The following is a 19,611-nucleotide window of genomic DNA, read 5'->3' on the forward strand; positions in this document are numbered from 1 at the left end:
CGTGATACATGCTTCTCTATCTGGCTGAGTTTCTGGCGCACTACTTCAGCGCCTTCAATGTCTTCGAGTACCTCACACTGAGGATGATCCTGGCCACCATCACCGCCCTGGTGCTTTGTCTGTGGCTGGGGCCGGTCATGATCCGCCGCCTGGTCGAAGGACAGATCGGTCAGGCGGTGCGTGACGATGGGCCCCAGTCGCATCTCTCCAAGGCCGGCACCCCGACCATGGGGGGCGCCATGATCCTGATGGCCATTGCCGTGAGCACCCTGCTGTGGGGCGATCTGGCCAACCATTATGTATGGATCGTGCTGGCCGTGACGCTGGGCTTCGGCGCGATCGGCTGGGTCGACGACTACCGCAAGGTGGTGGAGAAGAATCCGCGTGGCCTGCCGGCACGCTGGAAGTATCTCTGGCAGTCGGTGATCGGCCTGGCCGCGGCGGTGCTGCTCTATGCCACCGCCGCCTCGCCGGTGGAAACCAGCCTGATCGTGCCGCTGTTCAAGGAGTTCGTGCTGCCGCTGGGCCTCTTCTATGTGGTGCTCGCCTACCTGGTGATCGTGGGCAGCTCCAATGCGGTCAATCTCACCGATGGCCTCGATGGCCTGGCGATCATGCCGACGGTGCTGGTGGCCATGGGGTTGGGAATCTTCGCCTATGCCAGCGGCAATGCGGTGTTTGCCGAGTATCTGCAGATTCCGGGGATACCCGGCGCGGGGGAGCTCGCGGTGTTCTGCGCCACCATCGCGGGGGCCGGCCTGGGCTTTCTGTGGTTCAACACCTACCCGGCCCAGGTGTTCATGGGCGATGTGGGGGCACTGGCCCTGGGGGCGGCTCTCGGCGTGGTCGCGGTGATCGTCCGTCAGGAGATCGTGCTGTTCATCATGGGCGGCATCTTCGTGATGGAGACCGTGTCGGTGATCCTGCAGGTGGCCTCCTACAAGCTTACCGGTCGTCGCATCTTCCGCATGGCGCCGCTCCACCACCACTATGAGCTCAAGGGCTGGCCCGAGCCCCGCGTCATCGTGCGCTTCTGGATCATCACCGTGGTACTGGTGCTGATCGGGCTGGCTACCCTCAAGGTGCGTTGATGGAGCGCGCAGCGATCACCTCCCGGGCCGCCGGGGGCCGTGTGCCGCCGGGTTCCACCCTGGTGGTGGGCTTGGGGCTCTCCGGGCGTGCGATCTGCCGGCATCTGACGCGTCGTGGCGTCCCCTTCATGGTGGCCGATACCCGCGAGGCGCCGCCCGGACTGGATGACTTCCGGGTCGCGCATCCCGGCGTTGCCGTGCATCTTGGTCCTCTACAGGATCTCGACCTGATGGAGGCCGAGGAGGTGGTGCTGAGCCCGGGAGTCGACCCACAGACGCCCGGCCTCGAGGCGCTCGCCGGGCGAGTCAATCCTGCCAGCGGCGAGCCGCGTCTGGTGGGCGAGATCGCCCTGTTCGTGCGTGAGGCGGCGGCACCCATCGCCGCCATCACCGGCTCCAATGCCAAGTCCACCGTGACGACCCTGGTGGGTGAGATGGCGCAAGAGTCCGGTGTGAAGGCGGCGGTGGGGGGCAATCTGGGGAGGCCGGCCCTCGACCTGCTGGATGAGGTGGGCGAGGCCGAGCTGTATGTGCTCGAGCTCTCCAGCTTCCAGCTCGAGACGACTCCGCGGCTGGGCGCCGAGTGCGCACTCTTCCTGAATCTTTCCGAGGACCACCTGGATCGCCACGGCGACATGTCCGGCTACCGGGCGGCCAAGCTGGCTATCTTTCGTGGTGCACGCCACGCCGTGGTCAATGCCGATGCCCCCCTGACCTGGCCCGAGGGCGAGCTCCCCGTCATCGACCGTTTTTCCGCCGCGCCGCCTCTGGATAACGAGTGGGGGGTGGCCAGCCACGCCGGGGCCGACTGGCTGATGCACGGCGAAAGACCGCTGATGCCGGTGGCGGCCATGCGCCTGGCGGGGCGCCATCATCAGGCCAATGCCCTGGCGGCGCTGGCCATGGGGCACCGGCTGGGCTTTCCGCTGTCTGCCATGCGCAGGGTGCTCGAACGCTTCCCGGGCCTGCCCCATCGCAGCGAGCTGGTGGCCGAGGTGGGGGGCGTACGCTGGATCAATGACTCCAAGGGGACCAATGTGGGGGCAACGCTGGCCGCGATCGCCGGTCTCGGCCCCACCCTCGAGGGGCGCCTGATCCTGCTGGCCGGTGGCGTGGGCAAGGGCGCCGACTTTACTCCCCTGGCCGAGCCGCTGGCCCGCTTCGGCCGCGAGGCGATCCTGTTCGGCCGCGATGCGGGGCGCCTCGAGGCGGCCCTCGCCGGGGCACTGCCGGTGACCCGGAGCGCTGACCTGTCGGCCGCCCTGGCGCGAGCGGCGGCGATCGCCGAGCCGGGAGACGCCGTGCTGCTCTCGCCGGCCTGTGCCAGCCTCGATCAGTTTGCCAATTACCAGGCGCGTGGCGATGCCTTTCGTGACTGGGTTCACCACCATCAGGCACAGGAGGGGGCATGAGCCGTCTGGCACGACTCCGAGAGGGCCTCTCGACCCGCGACCATCCCTTCGATGGCTGGCTGCTGGTGGCCGCGACTGCCCTGCTGCTGACCGGCTGGGTGATGGTGACGTCCGCCTCCACCGGGGTGGCGGCGAGCCTGACCGGCAATCCCTGGTACTTCAGTGCGCGTCACGGCTTCTTCGTCGCGGTGGCGGTGCTGGTAGCGACCGGCGTATTGCGCATCCCGATGGGGTGGTGGCGAGCCAACGGACCGCTGCTTCTGCTGGTGGGGGTAGTGCTGCTGGCGCTGGTCCTGCTGGTGGGGCGTGAGGTCAACGGCAGCAAGCGGTGGCTCTCGGTGCCCGGTATCCCCTTCAATATCCAGGCCTCCGAGATAGCCAAGCTGTGCCTGATCGTCTATCTGGCGGGCTATCTCGAGCGCTTCCTGCCGCAGGTCCGTCGCCACTGGGGGGCCTTCCTGCGTCCACTGGTGGTGCTTGGCCTGTATGGCGTCCTGCTGATCATGGAGCCCGACTACGGTGCGGTGGTGGTGATGACCGGCTGCGTGATGGGCATGCTGCTGATGGCCGGTGCCCCCTGGGGGCGGTTCCTCTTCCTGGCGCTGGTGGTGGCGGCGGGCGGCGCGCTGCTGGCCATCGCCGAGCCCTATCGCCTGGCTCGCCTGACCAGCTTCGTCGACCCCTGGGCCGACCAGTTCGCCAGTGGCTACCAGCTGACCCAGGCGCTCATCGCCTTCGGTCGTGGTGGGTGGCTGGGCGTGGGGCTCGGCAACAGCGTCCAGAAGCTCTTCTATCTGCCTGAAGCCCATACCGACTTCGTGTTCGCGGTGCTCGCCGAGGAGCTGGGCCTGCTGGGCGCCGTCTGCGTGATCGGCCTGTTCGCCCTGCTGGTGTGGCGTGCCATGGCGGTGGGGCGCCGCGCGGAGCTTGCCGGACGGGCATTTTCCGCCTACCTCAGCTACGGCATCGCCCTGGTGATCGGTGCCCAGGCCTTCATCAATATTGCGGTAAGCAGTGGCATGCTGCCCACCAAGGGGCTGACCCTGCCACTGCTCAGCTACGGCGGCTCCAGCCTGCTGGTCTGCACCTGCATGGTGGCGATGCTGCTGCGCGTCGATATCGAGACCCGGCGTGAACAGCGCCGCTGCTCCCCGGCGGCCCCGCGAACGGCGGCGAAGGGATCGCCATCACTGGTCAGACAAGGAGCCCAGCAATGAGTCACACCTCCCCGCGTCGAGTGCTGGTCATGGCCGGTGGTACCGGTGGCCATGTGATCCCCGCTCTCTCCCTGGCCCGTGGCCTGCAGGCGAGTGGCGTGGAGGTGGCCTGGCTCGGCAGCCCAAGGGGCATCGAGAACCGTCTTGTGCCCGAGGCGGGCATTCCCCTCCACCGGATCGCCGTGGCCGGCCTGCGCGGCAATGGCGCGGCCGGCTGGCTGCTGGCGCCATTCAACCTGACCCGCTCGGTATGGCAGGCGTGGCGAGTGATCCGTACCTTCGACCCCCAGCTGGTCGTGGGGCTGGGAGGGTTCGCCAGCGGGCCCGGAGGGCTCGCCGCCTGGCTGTCACGGCGGCCGCTGGTGATCCATGAGCAGAATGCCGTGGCCGGACTGACCAATCGTGCCCTGGCGCGATTGGCAAGGCGGGTCTACGCCGCCTTTCCCCAGGCCTTTCAGGGCCGTGGGGAGGTGATCGGCAATCCGGTGCGTGATGAGATCGCGCGCCTCGGCGAGGCGCCGCGTGGCGCCGCCGCGATGGCCGGTCGGCCGCTACGGCTGCTGGTGGTGGGTGGCTCCTTGGGGGCCCGGGCATTGAATGAGGCAGTGCCGGCGGCACTGGCGCGTCTGCCCGAGAATCGACGTCCCGCCGTGTGGCACCAGGCCGGGAGAGACAAGGATGTCGCCACCCGAGACACCTACGCGCAACAGGGCGTTTCGGCCGAGGTGACCGCCTTTATCGACGACATGGCTAGTGCCTATGCCTGGGCCGACCTGATCGTATGCCGAGCCGGCGCGCTGACCGTTGCGGAGCTTGCCGCCGCGGCCAAGCCGGCCCTGTTCGTGCCCTTTCCGCATGCCGTGGATGATCATCAGACCGCCAATGCCAGGGCACTGGTAGAGGAGGGGGCCGCCGAGCTGCTGCCCCAGATCAGACTTTCCGCAGCAACGCTGGCCGAGCGCCTGACGGTGCTGCTTGACCCCGATACCCTGGCCACCATGGCGTCGCGGGCTCGCGCCTGCGCCCATCTCGACGCCGTCGAGCGCCTGGTGGCCGGCTGCATGGAGACAGGTTTTGAGCGATAGCAGATCACATTCGATGGCCGGTCAGGCCGAATCCGATCGCCATGGCCGCGGGCTGGGCATGCGCCGCATCCGAAATATCCACTTCGTGGGCATCGGGGGCGCCGGTATGTGCGGCATCGCCGAGGTGCTCGCCAACCAGGGCTATATCGTCAGTGGCAGTGACCTGCGCGAGTCACCGGTGGTTGCCAGGTTGCGTGGCTGCGGGGTTCGCGTGGCCATCGGTCATGCCACCGAACATGTTGCCGGTGCCGATGTGGTGGTGGTCTCCACCGCCGTGGACGAGACCAATCCCGAGATACGCTGGGCGCAGGAGAATCGAGTACCGGTGGTCAGGCGTGCCGAGATGCTCGCCGAGTTGATGCGCTTCCGCCATGGCATCGCGGTGGCAGGCACCCACGGCAAGACCACGACCACCAGCCTGACCGCCACGCTGCTCGGCGAGGGGGGGCTCGATCCCACCTTCGTGATCGGGGGGCGGTTGACCAGTGCCGGAGCCAACGCGCGGCTGGGCGAGGGCGACTACCTGGTGGCCGAGGCGGATGAATCCGATGCCTCCTTCCTGCACCTTCAGCCGCTGGTATCCATCGTTACCAATATCGATGCCGATCACATGAGTACCTACGGCGGCGATTTCGAGCGGCTCAAGGGTACCTTCATCGAGTTTCTGCACAACCTTCCCTTCTACGGGCTGGCCATTCTGTGCATCGATGACGAGCATGTGCGGAGCCTGCTGGATCGCGTCAGTCGCCAGTTCGTCACCTATGGCTTCAACGAGGATGCCGACTACCGCATCGAGGGGTTCGTGCAGGCGCAGGGGGAGGTGCGTTTCATCGCTCGACGCCCCGGCGGGCTGGCGCCCCTCGAGGTGAAGCTGGCCATGCCTGGCCGTCACAACGCCCTGAATGCCCTGGCCGCCATCGCCGTGGCCAGTGATGCCGGGGTGGATGGCGCCGCCATCCTGCGAGGCCTGGCCGGTTTCCAGGGAGTGGGGCGCCGCTTCCAGGTCCATGGCCTCTTTCCGATACCCAGTAAAAAGGGTGAGCCGACCCCCGGGAAAGAGGGCGAGGTGATGCTGGTGGACGACTATGGCCACCATCCGCGTGAGGTGGAGATGGTGATTCAGGCGGTGCGTGCCGGCTGGCCCCAACGCCGCCTGGTGATGCTCTATCAGCCCCATCGCTACACTCGCACCCGCGATCTCTACGAGGATTTCGTGCGCGTGCTGGGCGGTGTCGACACCCTGTTACTGCTCGACGTCTACAGTGCCGGCGAGGCGGTGATTCCCGGTGCCGACGGACGCGCCCTGGCCGGCTCGATTCGTCAGCGCGGCATCGTCGATCCGATCTTCGTGCAGGACAAGGCGGAGCTGCCCGAGCTGCTGGGTCGCGTGCTGAGGCCGGGCGATATCCTGATTACTCAGGGCGCAGGTGATATCGGTGGAATCGCCCAGGCGCTGGCCGAGTCGGCCCTGGTACTCGACGAGGTGATGCTATGACGCTGGTGTCGGAACTGGGGTGTGTGGCGGTGCTGTTCGGTGGCGGCTCCGCCGAGCGTGAGGTGTCCCTGAAGAGTGGGCAGGCGGTGCTTTCGGCGCTGGTTCGAGCCGGTGTCGATGCCGTCGGCTATGATCCCGCCGACGGTGGTCTGGTGGGGCTCGAGGCACTGGCCCCGGATCGCGTGTTTATCGCCCTGCATGGGCGTGGCGGCGAGGATGGCACGCTGCAGGGGGCGCTCGAGCTGATGGGAATCCCCTACACCGGCAGCGGTGTGCTGGGGTCGGCTCTGGGCATGGACAAGCAGCGCACCAAGCAGGTGTGGCAGGCACTGGGCCTGCCGACCCCGGAGGCCGAGATGTTGGGCCCGGCTGCCGACTGGCAGGCCGTGGTCGGGCGCCTGGGGCTGCCGTTGATCGTCAAGCCGGTTCATGAGGGGTCGACGCTGGGGATCAGCGTGGTGGAGAGCGCCGAGGCACTGGCCGCTGCCTATCAGGAGGCAGCGCAGTTTGACGCGCGGGTAATGGCCGAGCGCTTCGTGCAGGGAGAGGAGTATACGGTGTCACTTCTCGGCGACGATGTGCTGCCGGCGATTCGCGTGGAGGCGGCCGGGGGCTTCTACGACTACGAGGCCAAGTACCTTTCCGACGAGACCCGCTACCACCTGCCCTGCGGGTTGCAGGAGGGCGAGGAGGCCGCGCTGGGTGAGCTGTGCCGTCGGGCCTTCGTCGCGGTAGGGGGCGAAGGCTGGGGGCGCGTCGATGTGATGCGCGATGACCGAGGAGATTTCTGGCTGATCGAGGTCAACACCTCCCCGGGCATGACTGACCACAGCCTGGTGCCCCAGGCGGCGGCTCATATCGGCATCGACTTCGAGGCACTGGTGCTACGTATCCTCGCCGCGACACTGGAGAGTCGCCCGGCATGAGTCAGCGGGGTGGCTGGCTGGGTGTGGTGCTGCTGCTGGTGCTGTTCGGCGCCGGTGGCAGGGCCTTGTGGCTATGGCTCGACAGGCCCCTCGAGCGGGTGTCGATCGGCGGCGATCTGGAGCATGTCAGTGCCGACTATCTGCGTGACAGGCTGTCGCCGCTGCTGCGTGGCCATACCTGGCTGTCGGTGGATGTTTCCGAGCTGCGCGAACAGGCACTGACGGTCGACTGGATCGCCGAGGCTCGGGTCAGCCGCGAGTGGCCCAATGCCCTGACGCTCGAGCTGGTGGAAGAGGTGCCGGTGGCGCGCTGGAATGATGACGCCCTGCTCAATCCGGAGGGGGAGCCCTTCGCCATTGGCTCGGTCTCCCCCCCCGGCGGCCTGCCCGATCTCGCCGGCCCGAAGGGCAGCGGGGCCGAGGTACTCGCTTACCATGAGCGTCTCGCCACGCGCTTCGCCGAAATGGGGCTCGAGCTGACCCAGCTGCGCCTGGAGCCGCGAGGCGCCTGGCGATTCCAGCTCGATGACAATGTCTGGGTGATGCTGGGTCGCGGCGATCGGGAGGGGCGGCTGGCGCGCCTGACCGCTGCGTGGCATCGGCAACTCGAACGGCAGGCGTCGCATATTCGCTACATCGATCTGCGATATCCGAACGGTGTCGCGGTGGCATGGCATGGTGAGGGCGATCCCCTCGGTCAGGATGACGCGGATGATGAGTGACCCCTTTTTCCGGTGAAACACCCATGACAATGGGCATGCGCCTGTTTCATTTACGGCAAAAGCGCCGTATCGTGAGAGGTCTACTTGGTCCCGGGGTGGAGGAAGGTGTTCGCTTTTTCCTATAATTGTCCCCAGGTTGAATTTCGTGTTTCAGGCCCATCGAGTGGGCCAGGTTCGAGGAGACTCCCCGACTCATGGCAGGTCCATCCAACGCGTCCAATATGGTAGTCGGGCTGGATATCGGAACGTCCAAGGTGGTGGCGATCGTGGGTCAGCCCACCGATGACGGCGGCATCGAGATCGCCGGTATCGGCTCGCATCCCTCTCGCGGCATGAAGAAGGGAGTGGTGATAAACATCGAATCCACGGTGCAATCCATCCAGCGTGCCGTGGAAGAGGCGGAGCTGATGGCCGGCTGCGACATCCATTCAGTCTATGTGGGCGTCGCCGGCAGCCACATTAGCTCCATGAACTCCGACGGTGTGGTGGCGATCAAGGAGCGTGAGGTCACCCCCTCGGATATCGATCGAGTGATCGACTCGGCCCGTGCACGAGCCATTTCCGAGGGGCAGCGGGTGCTGCACGTACTGCCACAGGAGTTCGCCATCGATGCCCAGGGGGGCATCCGCGAACCGCTGGGCATGTCCGGTGTGCGCCTCGAGGCCCGCGTCCATCTGGTCACCGCCGCCCTCAACGCCGTGCAGAATATCGAAAAGTGCGTGCGCCGCTGCGGCCTGGAGGTCGATGCCATCATTCTCGAGCAGCTTGCCTCCAGCATGGCGGTGCTCACCGAGGATGAGCGTGAACTCGGTGTGTGCATGGTCGACATCGGCGGTGGCACCACCGATATCGCCGTGTTTACCGAGGGTGCGATTCGCTACACCGCGGTGATTCCCATTGCCGGGGACCAAGTCACCAACGATATCGCCATGGCGCTGCGCACCCCGACCCAGCACGCCGAGGAGATCAAGGTCAAGTACGCCTGTGCCTTGACCCAGCTGGCTGCCAGCGACGAGATGATCAAGGTCCCCAGCGTCGGTGATCGCCCGGCGCGCGACCTCTCCCGTCAGGCCCTGGCCGAGGTGGTCGAACCACGTTACGAGGAGCTGTTCACCCTGATTCGTGATGAGCTGCGTCGCAGCGGCTACGAGGACCTGGTGGCGGCCGGCGTGGTCTTGACCGGTGGCACCGCACGCATGGAGGGCGTGGTGGAGCTGGCCGAGGAGATCTTCCATATGCCGGTGCGCATCGCCTGCCCCCAGAATGTGCGTGGCCTGGCCGATGTGGTGCGCAATCCGATTTATTCGACCGGAGTCGGTTTGTTACATTACGCTCTACAAGAGACACGGCAAGGGCACGGTCGTGAGGCACAGGGCAGCATGATGTCCGCACAGCCCCGGCGCGAGGAGATCGCACGTCGCGGTGACAGGCAAGGTCCCTCGGCGCTGGCGAGGCTAAAGGGCTGGTTGAAAGGAAATTTCTGACAGGATCGCCGCCGGCGGTTCAGGAGACGGGGCAAATGTTCGAACTGGTAGATAGCGCACCCTCAAGCAGCGCGGTCATCAAGGTGATCGGCGTTGGCGGCGGCGGTGGCAATGCCGTCAATCATATGGTCGAGAGCAGCATCGAGGGCGTCGAGTTCATCTGCGCCAACACCGATGCCCAGGCCCTCAAGCGGGTGGCAGCCAAGACCGTGCTGCAGCTCGGCAACGAGATCACCAAGGGGTTGGGAGCGGGGGCCAACCCGGAGGTCGGACGCCAGGCGGCGATGGAAGATCGTGAACGCATCGCCGAGCTGCTCGAGGGCGCCGACATGGTGTTTATCACCGCCGGCATGGGCGGTGGTACGGGCACCGGTGGAGCGCCGGTGGTCGCCCAGGTCGCCAAGGAGCTGGGTATCCTCACCGTGGCGGTGGTGACGCGACCCTTCCCCTTCGAGGGTCCCAAGCGCATGCGCGCCGCCGAGGAGGGGATGCGCGAGCTCTCCGAGCATGTCGACTCCCTGATCACGATCCCCAACGAGAAGCTGCTGTCGGTGCTGGGCAAGAGTGCCAGCCTGCTGACTGCCTTCAGTGCCGCCAACGACGTGCTGCTGGGCGCGGTGCAGGGTATCGCCGAGCTGATCACCAGTCCGGGGATCATCAACGTTGACTTCGCCGACGTGCGCACCGTGATGTCCGAGATGGGCATGGCGATGATGGGTACCGGCGGCGCCACCGGCGAGAACCGAGCCCGTGAGGCCGCCGAGAAGGCCATTCGCAGCCCCCTGCTGGAGGATATCGACCTGCACGGTGCTCGCGGTATCCTGGTCAATATCACGGCGGGCCCCGATCTCTCCATCGGCGAGTTCAACGACGTGGGGGCCACCGTTCAGGAGTTTGCCTCACAGGATGCCACCATCGTGGTCGGCACCTCCATCGACATGGAGATGACCGATGAGCTGCGTGTCACCGTGGTGGCCGCCGGCCTCGATGGTCAGCAGCAGAAGGCGGTAAGCCGCGAGGGTGCCAAGCGTGCCGAAGCGGGGAGCGACTATCGCCGCAGCCAGCCGGGGATTGCTTCCCGTCAGGCCGCCGCGGCTGCGCCGCGGGCAGAGTCCGAGGAGGCCCCCAAGCCGCGAGCCGAGAAGCGCCGCTCCCAGGAGCTGGATGATTATCTCGATATTCCGGCGTTTCTGCGTCGCCAGGCCGATTGAAGAAGTCTATCGGACCCATGGTATCGCGCCGAACGAGCTTTCTTTGTTGAAACGCTCGTTTGGTGCTATAGTGAACGGTGTTTGATAATCCGATAACCGCCTGGCAACTGCCCATGATCAGACAACGCACCCTGAAGAACGTCATCCGCGCCACCGGCGTCGGCCTGCACTCCGGCAAGAAGGTCTACATGACCCTGCGGCCGGCGCCCGTGGATACCGGTATCGTCTTCGTGCGCACCGACCTGGACCCCGAGGTGCAGATTCCGGCACGCGCGGCGCTGGTGACCGATACCACCCTGTGCACCGCCCTGACCCATGACGGGGCCAAGGTCGCCACCGTGGAACACCTGATGTCGGCACTCGCCGGTCTCGGCATCGACAACGCCTATGTGGACCTCAGCGCCGCGGAAGTGCCGATCATGGACGGTAGTGCCGGCCCCTTCGTGTTCCTGATCCAGTCTGCCGGTATCAGCGAACAGAATGCCGCCAAGAAGTTCATCCGCATCAAGCGAGAACTGACGGTGAGTGATGGCGACAAGCAGGCGACCTTCCGTCCTCATAAGGGCTTCAAGGTTGGCTTCTCCATCGACTTCGATCACCCGGTGTTCGAGAGCCAGACCCAGACCGCGATGGTGGACTTCTCCACCACTTCCTTCGTCAAGGAGGTATCTCGGGCGCGGACCTTCGGTTTCATGCGGGACCTGGAGTACCTGCGCTCCAACAACCTCGCGCTGGGCGGCAGCCTGGACAACGCCATCGTCGTCGACGACTACCGGATCGTCAACGAAGGTGGTTTGCGTTACGACGATGAGTTCGTCAAGCACAAGGTGCTCGATGCCATCGGTGACCTCTACCAGCTGGGCTATAGCCTGATCGGCGAATTCCATGGTGTGAAGTCCGGGCACGCCTTGAACAACCAGCTATGTCGCGCCTTGCTGGATCAGCCCGATACCTATGAGATCGTCACCTTCGAGGAAGAGAGCGAAATCGCCCCGATCTCCTTCGCGGCTCCCGCGATGGCCTGACCGCACGGACTGAGTCCGTGAGCGGTAAGCCATAAGCTTTACGCTGTAAGAGAAACGCCCCCTTGGCCTGGCCCTTGGGGGCGTTTCGGTTGAGGCTGTTCGTGGCTTACGGCTTACGGCTTACGGCTTACGGCTTACGGCTTACGGCTTACGGCTTACGGCTTACGGCTTACGGCTTACGTCTCGCGCTCGGCATGAGAGGCCAGGCGCTCGAGGGCGTGTCGCAGCCTCGGGTCTTCGGTGTCGGCAGCGCAGCTGGAGATCTCGTCGGCGGCGCGGGCTGGCAGGTGACGCACCTGGCGCAGTGGTGCCCTGGGCGGACGTACCGGCCTGACCTTAAGGGTGAATCCGCACACCGCCTCGAAGCCCGGCAGCTGGTGCAGCAGCTCCAGGAGCCGCGGCTGCTCATAGCGAAGTCGCGTCAACCAGGCGGCCCCGTCGGCGATCAAGGTCAGTCGGCCGTCCCGAAAGCCCCCGACATGCAGGTGTTCACCCAGCTCCTCGGGGAGATGGGCACGCAGGTGCGACTGGGCGAGGTCGATCATTCTCGCCATTCGCATCAATGAGCCGAGCTCACCGCGTCCGCCCAGTAGCTGGGACATGGGCTGGGCGCGAAAGCGCTTAACCTTTATACTCATGGGCTTGACTCTCTCGTCCCGCATCAGGCGGGCCAGACGATACATGCAATGGGCCGGTAGCGCCCGTCAGACTAGCACGCCGGGAGCTCCTCGACAGCATGGCCGTGACCCTCAGCCACTCGCCTGCCGTATTCGCCAGGCCCGCTCCAGCGCGGCGCCACGCTCGCTGGTGGTTGGCGGGCCTGCTGGTGGGATGCCTGTTGCCCGCGGGCCTTGCCCAAGGGGATCTGGCCCGTCAGGCCGAGCGACTGGTGCAGGTATGTATTCTCGCGCCCGCCATGATACGTGCCAGCTCGCGGCTCAAGGCGCGTCGACGCAGGCGGGGGTGGTGGCCCCTGGTGCGGCAAGCCGCTCTTTCGCCGGTTGGCTCCCCGGCGGCCACTCCCGTGACAGTGGCCCAGACGACCGCTGACCACGATGTCCTGACCCGCCGCGGCCCTCCTTTCTGCGTGGACATGCTGAATTCTTGATGATGGCCGACCGCCCCGGCGGTTGGCGCCATGCCATACGCAGATGACGGACTCCTAATGATCAATTCCCTGTTACGCAAGGTCGTCGGCTCCAAGAACGACCGCGAAGTCAAGCGCATGAGCCGCCAGGTCGAGCGCGTCAATGTCCTCGAGAGCGAGCTCGGAGGGCTCGATGATGCGGCCTTGAAGGCGCGCACCGAGGCCTTCCGCGAGCGCCTCGCCGAAGGCGAGTCACTGGATGCCCTGCTGCCCGAGGCCTTCGCCACGGTGCGTGAGGCGGGCAAACGCGTCATGGGCATGCGCCACTTCGATGTCCAGATGATCGGCGGCATGACGCTGCATAGTGGACGCATCGCGGAGATGAAGACCGGTGAGGGCAAGACCCTGGTGGCGACCCTGGCGGTCTATCTCAATGCCCTGCCCGACAAGGGGGTGCATGTCGTTACCGTCAACGATTACCTGGCCCGACGTGACGCCCAGTGGATGCGTCCTCTCTATGAGTATCTCGGACTCAGCGTCGGTGTCATCTACGCCGGCCAGACCCCCGAAGAGAAGCGTGCCGCCTACGCCTGTGACATCACCTACGGCACCAACAACGAGTTCGGCTTCGACTATCTGCGGGACAACATGGCCTTCTCCCTGGAGGAGAAGGTGCAGCGCGGCCTGCACTACGCCATCGTCGACGAGGTGGACTCGATCCTGATCGACGAGGCGCGCACGCCGCTGATCATCTCGGGGGCGGTGGACGAGAACACCGAGCTCTACCGGGTGGTCGATCGACTGGCGGAGCACCTGGTTCAGGGGGAAGTGTCGGAAGACACCGATGCCCCGGTCGACGGGGACTTTATCCTAGACGAGAAGCACAAGCAGGTCGAGATCACCGAGAATGGCCACCACAAGGTCGAGGGCCTGATGCGCGAGCAGGGGCTGCTGGGTGAGGAGGACTCCCTCTATGCCGCCCAGAACCTCAATCTGCTGCAGCATATGCACTCGGCCCTGCGCGCCCGCCACCTCTACCATCGCGATGTCGACTATATCGTCAGCGAGGGTCAGGTGGTGATCGTCGACGAGCACACCGGGCGCACCATGCCCGGCCGGCGCTGGTCCGAGGGCCTGCACCAGGCGGTGGAGGCCAAGGAGGGGGTCACCGTCCAGCGCGAGAGCCAGACCCTCGCCTCCACCACCTTCCAGAACTACTTTCGTCTCTACGAGAAGCTGGCGGGCATGACAGGCACCGCCGATACCGAGGCCTTCGAGTTCCGTCAGATCTACGGCCTCGACGTGGTGGTGATTCCCACCAACAAGCCGCTGGTTCGCCGCGATCTCAACGATCTGGTCTATCTCACCGCCGAGGAGAAGTTCGAGGCGATCATCGAGGACGTCAAGGCCGAGACCGAGGCGGGCAGGCCGGTGCTGGTGGGTACCGCCTCCATCGAGACCTCGGAGTACCTGGCCAACCTGATGAAGCGGGCTGGCCTCGACTTCAATGTCCTCAACGCCAAGCAGCACCAGAGCGAAGCCGAGATCATCGCCCAGGCCGGACGCCCCGGTGCCATCACCATCGCCACCAATATGGCCGGTCGTGGCACCGATATCGTTCTCGGTGGCAACTGGGAGGCGGAGGCGGCCAAGCTCGAGAACCCCACAGCCGCGCAGGTCGAGCAGCTCAAGACCGAGTGGCAGCAGCGCCATGACGCCGTGCTGGCGGCCGGCGGGTTGCATGTGATCGGCTCCGAGCGCCACGAGTCGCGCCGCATCGATAACCAGCTACGCGGGCGCGCCGGCCGACAGGGCGACCCGGGCTCGACCCGCTTCTTCCTGTCACTGGAGGACAGCCTGATGCGCCTGTTCGGCTCCGACCGGGTGCAGCGCATGATGAAGGCCCTCGGTCTGGAGCACGGTGAGGCGATCGAGCACAAGATGGTCTCCAATGCGGTGGAGCGCGCCCAGAAGAAGGTCGAGGGTCGCAACTTCGATATCCGCAAGCAGCTGCTCGAGTATGACGACGTGGCCAACGATCAGCGCAGCGTGATCTACGAGCAACGCAACGAAGTGCTCGCCGCCGAGCAAGTCTCCGCCGCGGTAGCGGGTATTCGCGAGGAGGTGATGGACCTCGCGATCAGCGACTATGTGCCGCCCCAGAGTCTGCCCGAGCAGTGGGACCTGGCCGGGCTCCAGGAGTACCTCAAGTCCGAATTCAACCTGGATGTCCCCGTGGTGCAGTGGTCCGAGGAGGATGAGCGCTTCCATGAGGAACAGCTGCGCGAGCGCCTTCAGGCCCTGCACCGTGAGGCCTACGAGGAGAAGGTGGAGCAGGCCGGTAGCGAGCTGATGCGCCGCTTCGAGAAGCAGGTGATGCTGCAGGTGCTGGATACCCGCTGGAAGGAGCACCTGCAGTCCATGGATCACCTGCGCCGGGGGATCCACCTGCGCGGCTATGCGCAGAAGAATCCCAAGCAGGAGTACAAGCGTGAGGCCTTCGAGCTGTTCCAGAACCTTCTGGCCAATATCAAGGCGGACGTGACACGGATCCTGAGCCATGTGCAGGTGCGGCGCCCCGAGGAGGTCGAGGAGCTGGAGCGTCAGCGCCGCGAGGCACTGGAGCGCGAGAAGGCGACCGCGGCGAGCCGTCATGATTCGCCCGACGCCGCCACGGATGAGCAGGAGGCGGCGGCGCCGGCATCCGACGGGCGTCCGGTGCGCCGCGAAGGTCCCAAGGTGGGGCGCAACGATCCCTGCCCCTGTGGATCCGGCAAGAAGTACAAGCAGTGCTGCGGCAAGCTGAGCTGATAGCGGCCTCCGACCAACGCAACAGGAGAGAAGACGATGGCAGTGGGTGATGCGAGCTTTCCCGCGATGCCGGCAATTTCCGGCCTTCGGCTGGGAACCGCCATGGCGGGGATCAAGAAGGGCGGTCGTCGGGACCTGGTGGTGATCGAGGCCCCCGAGGGTGCCCGGGTGGCGGGTGCCTTCACCCGTAATGCCTTCTGTGCGGCGCCGGTGACGGTGGCCCGGGAGCACCTGGCTAGCGGTGAGGTGCCTCGCTATCTGCTGGTCAATACCGGCAACGCCAATGCCGGGACCGGTGAGCCGGGTCTGCGTGACGCCCGTGACTGCTGCGCCGCGCTGGCCCGGCTGACCGGGGTAAGTGCCCGGTGCGTGCTGCCCTTCTCTACCGGTGTGATCGGTGAGCCACTCCCCATGGAGAGGCTGCTTGCCGGCCTGCCGGGCGCACTCGACAGCCTCGGCGGCGACGCCGAGTCCTGGTACCGGGCCGGCGAAGGCATCCTGACGACCGACACTCGTCCCAAGGGAGCCAGTGTCACCCTCGATATCGAGGGTGACAGGGTGGTCATCAACGGAATTGCCAAGGGCTCGGGGATGATCCAGCCCAATATGGCGACCATGCTGGCCTTCGTGGCCACCGATGCGAGCCTCGATCAGTCGCTGCTCGACAGCCTGCTGCGCGAGGCCGTGGACCACTCGTTCAACTGCATCACCGTCGATGGCGATACCTCCACCAACGACGCCTGCGTGCTGATCAGCACCCAGCAAGGCCCGGTGATTGAAGGGGAGAGCGCGCTCGCCACCTTCCGCGCCGGCCTGCAACGAGTGATGATCGCGCTGGCTCAGGCGATCGTGCGTGACGGTGAGGGTGCCACCAAGTTCGTCACCCTCCAGGTCGACGGCGCCACCAGCCGGCAGGAGGCCCTCGATGTGGCCTTTACCGTGGCCAATTCGCCCCTGGTCAAGACCGCGCTGCATGCCTCCGATGCCAACTGGGGGCGCATCCTCGCGGCGGTAGGACGCGCCCCGGTCGCCGACTTCGATGTCTCGCGGGTGAGCATCGATCTGGGCGAGGTGCGGCTGGTGGAGGGCGGTGGGCGTGCCCCGAGCTATACCGAGGAGGCCGGTAGCGCGGTAATGGCGCGCGAGGAGATCCCGATCCGTATCGCCCTCGATCGCGGCGATGAGAGTGCCACGGTATGGAGCACCGATCTCTCCCACGACTATGTCAGCATCAACGCCGACTACCGCAGCTAGGCCGGAACACGGTCAGTGCCGTGAGATCCGGTCAGACACAGACCCCGCGCCGCCGTGCGCGGATACGTTGGAAGAGCGAATGAACGCAATGGTAAAGAGACGGGTGCATGTGGCGGCGGCGGCCATCATCAGCGCCGATGGCAGCGAGGTGCTCATAGCGCGCCGCCCCAGCAATGTCGATCATGGTGGCCTCTGGGAGTTTCCCGGCGGCAAGCTGGCGCCCTATGAGACGGGCCTGGGTGGGCTCAAGCGCGAGCTTCACGAGGAGCTGGGCATCGAGATCCGGCGAGCTCAACCCTTGATCCGCATCCACCACGAGTATCCCGACAAGCATATCCTGCTGGATGTCTGGCAGGTCCATGACTTCTCCGGTGAGCCCTTCGGTCGCGAGGGCCAGGCGGTGCGCTGGGTACCCATGGAGGAGCTGGTCAATTACCCCTTCCCGGCGGCCAATCTGCCGATCCTGCGCGCGGTCATGCTGCCCACCGAGTACCTTATCACCGGCGAGGAAGAGGATGAGACGCTGTTCGACGAGCGTCTCGAACGTGCCCTGGTGGAGGATGGAGTACGCCTTGTGCAGCTGCGCGCCAAGCAGCTCGACAGGACCGCCTATATGGCTCGCGCGGAATCGGCGCTGGCACGCTGCCGGCAGTACGGTGCGCGCCTGATGCTCAACGCCGACCCCGAGCTGCTCGAGGCGGTGGATGCCGACGGTATCCACCTGACCAGTGAACGCCTGATGCAGCTGGAGCGCCGCCCCATCGCCGAGGGCAAGTGGCTCTCTGCCTCCACCCATGATCGCGAACAGCTCGTTCAGGCGGGCAGGCTCGGTTGTGACTTCGTGACCCTCTCGCCGCTGCGCACCACGCCGTCGCATCCCGATGTGCCGCCGGTGGGCTGGCATGACTTTCAGGAGCTGGTGGAGCGTGCCACCATGCCCGTCTTCGCACTGGGTGGCATGACACGTCATGATGCCAACCATGCGCGCGCCGTCGGGGCTCAGGGGGTCGCGTCGATTCGCGACTTCTGGAAGTGATATCGTCTCGAGAGCCCTTGCCATCATGAACGACTCGCCCCGCCATCTGGCGGGGCGAGTCGTTTGAGGGAGTCGGTAACGCTCAGCGACCCGGGGCGGCGGGGCTGTTCGCCGCCTGGCGTTGCTCCTGCCAGGCGAAGTAGAGGAACAGGACGCCCATCACCAGGTAGCCGAGGGTGTAGTCCCCCGCCGCATTGATGGCAAGCTTCGGCGCGTGCATCAGCCCCACGAAGGAGAAGCCCGCGGCCACGGCGGCGAAGGCGGCGGCGCGGCGGAACTGGTGGTCGATCACCGACACGGTCATGGCGCCAAGGAGGATTGCCGTGAACATGGCGCCCTGGCCCAGAGGAACCACCCCACTGGAGATGCCGGACACGGTTTCCTCGGCGGCGCGGTTGAAGCGAGTCATCACGTAGTTGGCAAAGTAGGGCAGCATGGCCAGCGCCACCGCCGGATAGTAGCGGGTGTCGTTGGACTGGAAGGCGGTGGCGATCATGGACATGCCGACGAAGACCAGGATGGGGGCGACCACCGATACCGGAATGATGGCGGCGAGGGCGGCGATCAGGCCGAACATGGTGGCCAGGGCGTAGACGGCACCGTTGAGGAGGCTGTAGCCGCGGCCGGCGCCCATCCACTTGGCGCCCACCGTGGCGATATAGACGGTGGTGGGAAAGACGCCACCGAACAGGGCGCCGAGCATGGTGCCCACGCCATCCACCGCCTGACATTCGCGCACATCATACTTGTCGCCGGCGGCCTCCATGGCCTCGACGTTATTCATGGTCTCGATGGCGTTGTACAGGGTGATGGGCAGCACCACGGTGAGCACCGCCAGCATGCCAGTGAACAGGAGCCCCAGCCCCTCCAGCCAGGCCAGGTTGGGCAGTAGCGGATAGAAGCCCAGGTGGGTGAAGGCATCGCTGAAGCGCTCGCCACCCGCATCCCCGATCAGGTAGGCCATGGCGGTCCCCACCACGATGGCGAACAGCGAGGTGGGCAGTCGCAGGGGCATCGCCACCCTGGCCACCAGGCCGACGATGATGATCGCCAGCACCAGCAGGCCGATCACCGGCATCTCCAGGGTCTTGAACAGCATCTCGCCGGCGATGAAGGTGAGCGCCACGCCCGCCACGGCGCCCAGCATGGCGGCTCGGGGTAGATGGTACTGGACCCAGCGGCCGATCAGGCTGATGATCGCCTCGATCGCCCCGCTGATGAAGCAGGCGGCCACCGCCACCTTCCAGGCCAGTTCGGCATCGCCGGTGAGCTGCTTGGCGGGCAGCAGCACGCCGAACAGGAAGACGAACATTACCGGGGTGGAGATGCCGTAGGAGAGCGCGGTGACATCGGCACGGTTCTCCTTGCGTGCCAGGCGTGCCGCGCTCCAGGCGTAGTAGAAGTTGCCGACCATCACCGCCACGGCGGCACCGGGTAGTACCTGGCCGAAGACGATCGACGCCGGAAAGTCCATGCCGAGCATGGTGATGGCGATGATCACGAAGTTGGCGATATTGTTCTGGAACAGGGCGAAGAAGGCGTCGGTGTCCTCCTTCTTGTACCAGGGGTAATGGACCGAGTGATGCACGGAGGGAGCCGCCATGGGGAAGCCTCTGGGTTATCGGATTATTGGAACAGGGCCGAAGAGCAGTCTCGTCTGTATCTGACTGACTGGTCAAGTTCGGTCGTTCCACGGACGCCACGCGGCGCCCCGGGCCCCGGCGGCTATCGAGTCGATGGATATCGAAGGCGCGA

General features: G+C 65.9%; 16 protein-coding genes. 14 read left to right on the plus strand and 2 right to left on the minus strand.

Going from position 1 to position 19,611, the window contains the following annotated elements:
* Window positions 1–8: 8 nt before the first annotated feature.
* The 10 genes from mraY (at window position 9) to lpxC (ending at window position 11,668) form a co-directional block, all read left to right on the plus strand.
* Window positions 9–1,091 carry a phospho-N-acetylmuramoyl-pentapeptide-transferase gene (mraY, locus tag RM463_RS05405; RefSeq protein ID WP_195689405.1) on the plus strand — a complete coding sequence of 361 codons (1,083 nt, stop codon included), beginning with the start codon at window positions 9–11 and terminating at the stop codon, window positions 1,089–1,091.
* Window positions 1,091–2,503, plus strand: a complete 1,413-nt coding sequence (gene murD / locus RM463_RS05410) for a UDP-N-acetylmuramoyl-L-alanine--D-glutamate ligase (RefSeq protein ID WP_311429277.1) — start codon at window positions 1,091–1,093, stop codon at window positions 2,501–2,503. Before mraY ends, murD begins: the two co-directional genes overlap by 1 nt.
* Entirely contained in the window at window positions 2,500–3,720 is a 1,221-nt protein-coding gene (gene ftsW / locus RM463_RS05415; RefSeq protein ID WP_311429278.1) for a putative lipid II flippase FtsW, read from the plus strand. The genes murD and ftsW overlap by 4 nt, the downstream gene beginning before the upstream one ends.
* Window positions 3,717–4,805 carry an undecaprenyldiphospho-muramoylpentapeptide beta-N-acetylglucosaminyltransferase gene (gene murG / locus RM463_RS05420; RefSeq protein ID WP_311429279.1) on the plus strand — a complete coding sequence of 363 codons (1,089 nt, stop codon included), beginning with the start codon at window positions 3,717–3,719 and terminating at the stop codon, window positions 4,803–4,805. Before ftsW ends, murG begins: the two co-directional genes overlap by 4 nt.
* Window positions 4,806–4,818: 13 nt before the next feature.
* Window positions 4,819–6,300: a UDP-N-acetylmuramate--L-alanine ligase gene (gene murC / locus RM463_RS05425; protein WP_311429593.1), complete on the plus strand. Its 1,482-nt coding sequence runs from the start codon at window positions 4,819–4,821 to the stop codon at window positions 6,298–6,300.
* Window positions 6,297–7,226 carry a D-alanine--D-alanine ligase gene (locus RM463_RS05430; RefSeq protein ID WP_311429280.1) on the plus strand — a complete coding sequence of 310 codons (930 nt, stop codon included), beginning with the start codon at window positions 6,297–6,299 and terminating at the stop codon, window positions 7,224–7,226. Before murC ends, RM463_RS05430 begins: the two co-directional genes overlap by 4 nt.
* Window positions 7,223–7,948, plus strand: coding sequence for a cell division protein FtsQ/DivIB (locus tag RM463_RS05435; protein ID WP_195689400.1), 726 nt, complete (start codon window positions 7,223–7,225; stop codon window positions 7,946–7,948). The genes RM463_RS05430 and RM463_RS05435 overlap by 4 nt, the downstream gene beginning before the upstream one ends.
* A gap of 194 nt (window positions 7,949–8,142) precedes the next feature.
* Window positions 8,143–9,432, plus strand: coding sequence for a cell division protein FtsA (gene ftsA / locus RM463_RS05440; protein WP_311429281.1), 1,290 nt, complete (start codon window positions 8,143–8,145; stop codon window positions 9,430–9,432).
* 35 nt (window positions 9,433–9,467) lie between these two features.
* Complete coding sequence (gene ftsZ, locus RM463_RS05445; protein WP_311429282.1) at window positions 9,468–10,643, plus strand: cell division protein FtsZ; 1,176 nt, start codon at window positions 9,468–9,470, stop codon at window positions 10,641–10,643.
* 113 nt (window positions 10,644–10,756) lie between these two features.
* Window positions 10,757–11,668: a UDP-3-O-acyl-N-acetylglucosamine deacetylase gene (lpxC, locus tag RM463_RS05450; RefSeq protein WP_195689397.1), complete on the plus strand. Its 912-nt coding sequence runs from the start codon at window positions 10,757–10,759 to the stop codon at window positions 11,666–11,668.
* Window positions 11,669–11,844: 176 nt separating this feature from the next.
* On the opposite strand, the gene RM463_RS05455 is transcribed toward lpxC, so the two are convergent.
* On the minus strand, window positions 11,845–12,306 hold the full coding sequence (locus RM463_RS05455) for a DciA family protein (protein ID WP_311429283.1): 462 nt from the start codon (window positions 12,304–12,306) through the stop codon (window positions 11,845–11,847).
* A gap of 98 nt (window positions 12,307–12,404) precedes the next feature.
* Here RM463_RS05455 and RM463_RS05460 point away from each other — a divergent pair, with 98 nt between their 5' ends.
* The 4 genes from RM463_RS05460 to RM463_RS05475 all read left to right on the plus strand — a co-directional run bounded on the left by RM463_RS05460 (window position 12,405) and on the right by RM463_RS05475 (window position 17,856).
* Window positions 12,405–12,776, plus strand: coding sequence for a hypothetical protein (locus tag RM463_RS05460; RefSeq protein ID WP_195689395.1), 372 nt, complete (start codon window positions 12,405–12,407; stop codon window positions 12,774–12,776).
* Window positions 12,777–12,833: 57 nt separating this feature from the next.
* A complete protein-coding gene (gene secA / locus RM463_RS05465; RefSeq protein WP_311429284.1) occupies window positions 12,834–15,566 on the plus strand; it encodes a preprotein translocase subunit SecA in 2,733 nt (910 codons plus the stop codon).
* Between the two features lie 36 nt (window positions 15,567–15,602).
* Window positions 15,603–16,820 (plus strand): bifunctional glutamate N-acetyltransferase/amino-acid acetyltransferase ArgJ, encoded by a 1,218-nt coding sequence (gene argJ / locus RM463_RS05470; protein ID WP_311429285.1) that lies wholly within the window; start codon window positions 15,603–15,605, stop codon window positions 16,818–16,820.
* Window positions 16,821–16,908: 88 nt separating this feature from the next.
* Window positions 16,909–17,856 (plus strand): Nudix family hydrolase, encoded by a 948-nt coding sequence (locus RM463_RS05475; RefSeq protein WP_311429594.1) that lies wholly within the window; start codon window positions 16,909–16,911, stop codon window positions 17,854–17,856.
* 82 nt (window positions 17,857–17,938) lie between these two features.
* Here RM463_RS05475 and RM463_RS05480 read toward each other — a convergent pair whose 3' ends face one another.
* Window positions 17,939–19,459, minus strand: coding sequence for an NCS2 family permease (locus RM463_RS05480; protein ID WP_311429286.1), 1,521 nt, complete (start codon window positions 19,457–19,459; stop codon window positions 17,939–17,941).
* Window positions 19,460–19,611: the final 152 nt, after the last annotated feature.

Source organism: Halomonas sp. LES1 (genome assembly GCF_031846005.1).
Taxonomy (GTDB): domain Bacteria; phylum Pseudomonadota; class Gammaproteobacteria; order Pseudomonadales; family Halomonadaceae; genus Halomonas.

Bases quoted from the DNA above. Each gene is read 5' to 3' on its own strand.
- RM463_RS05480 (WP_311429286.1), bottom strand. From the start codon at position 19,459: ATGGCGGCTCCCTCCGTGCATCACTCGGTCCATTACCCCTGGTACAAG.
- RM463_RS05455 (WP_311429283.1), bottom strand. From the start codon at position 12,306: ATGAGTATAAAGGTTAAGCGCTTTCGCGCCCAGCCCATGTCCCAGCTA.
- RM463_RS05460 (WP_195689395.1), top strand. From the start codon at position 12,405: ATGGCCGTGACCCTCAGCCACTCGCCTGCCGTATTCGCCAGGCCCGCT.
- lpxC (WP_195689397.1), top strand. From the start codon at position 10,757: ATGATCAGACAACGCACCCTGAAGAACGTCATCCGCGCCACCGGCGTC.
- mraY (WP_195689405.1), top strand. From the start codon at position 9: ATGCTTCTCTATCTGGCTGAGTTTCTGGCGCACTACTTCAGCGCCTTC.
- ftsZ (WP_311429282.1), top strand. From the start codon at position 9,468: ATGTTCGAACTGGTAGATAGCGCACCCTCAAGCAGCGCGGTCATCAAG.
- ftsA (WP_311429281.1), top strand. From the start codon at position 8,143: ATGGCAGGTCCATCCAACGCGTCCAATATGGTAGTCGGGCTGGATATC.
- ftsW (WP_311429278.1), top strand. From the start codon at position 2,500: ATGAGCCGTCTGGCACGACTCCGAGAGGGCCTCTCGACCCGCGACCAT.
- RM463_RS05475 (WP_311429594.1), top strand. From the start codon at position 16,909: ATGGTAAAGAGACGGGTGCATGTGGCGGCGGCGGCCATCATCAGCGCC.
- murD (WP_311429277.1), top strand. From the start codon at position 1,091: ATGGAGCGCGCAGCGATCACCTCCCGGGCCGCCGGGGGCCGTGTGCCG.
- murG (WP_311429279.1), top strand. From the start codon at position 3,717: ATGAGTCACACCTCCCCGCGTCGAGTGCTGGTCATGGCCGGTGGTACC.
- RM463_RS05430 (WP_311429280.1), top strand. From the start codon at position 6,297: ATGACGCTGGTGTCGGAACTGGGGTGTGTGGCGGTGCTGTTCGGTGGC.
- murC (WP_311429593.1), top strand. From the start codon at position 4,819: ATGGCCGGTCAGGCCGAATCCGATCGCCATGGCCGCGGGCTGGGCATG.
- argJ (WP_311429285.1), top strand. From the start codon at position 15,603: ATGGCAGTGGGTGATGCGAGCTTTCCCGCGATGCCGGCAATTTCCGGC.
- RM463_RS05435 (WP_195689400.1), top strand. From the start codon at position 7,223: ATGAGTCAGCGGGGTGGCTGGCTGGGTGTGGTGCTGCTGCTGGTGCTG.
- secA (WP_311429284.1), top strand. From the start codon at position 12,834: ATGATCAATTCCCTGTTACGCAAGGTCGTCGGCTCCAAGAACGACCGC.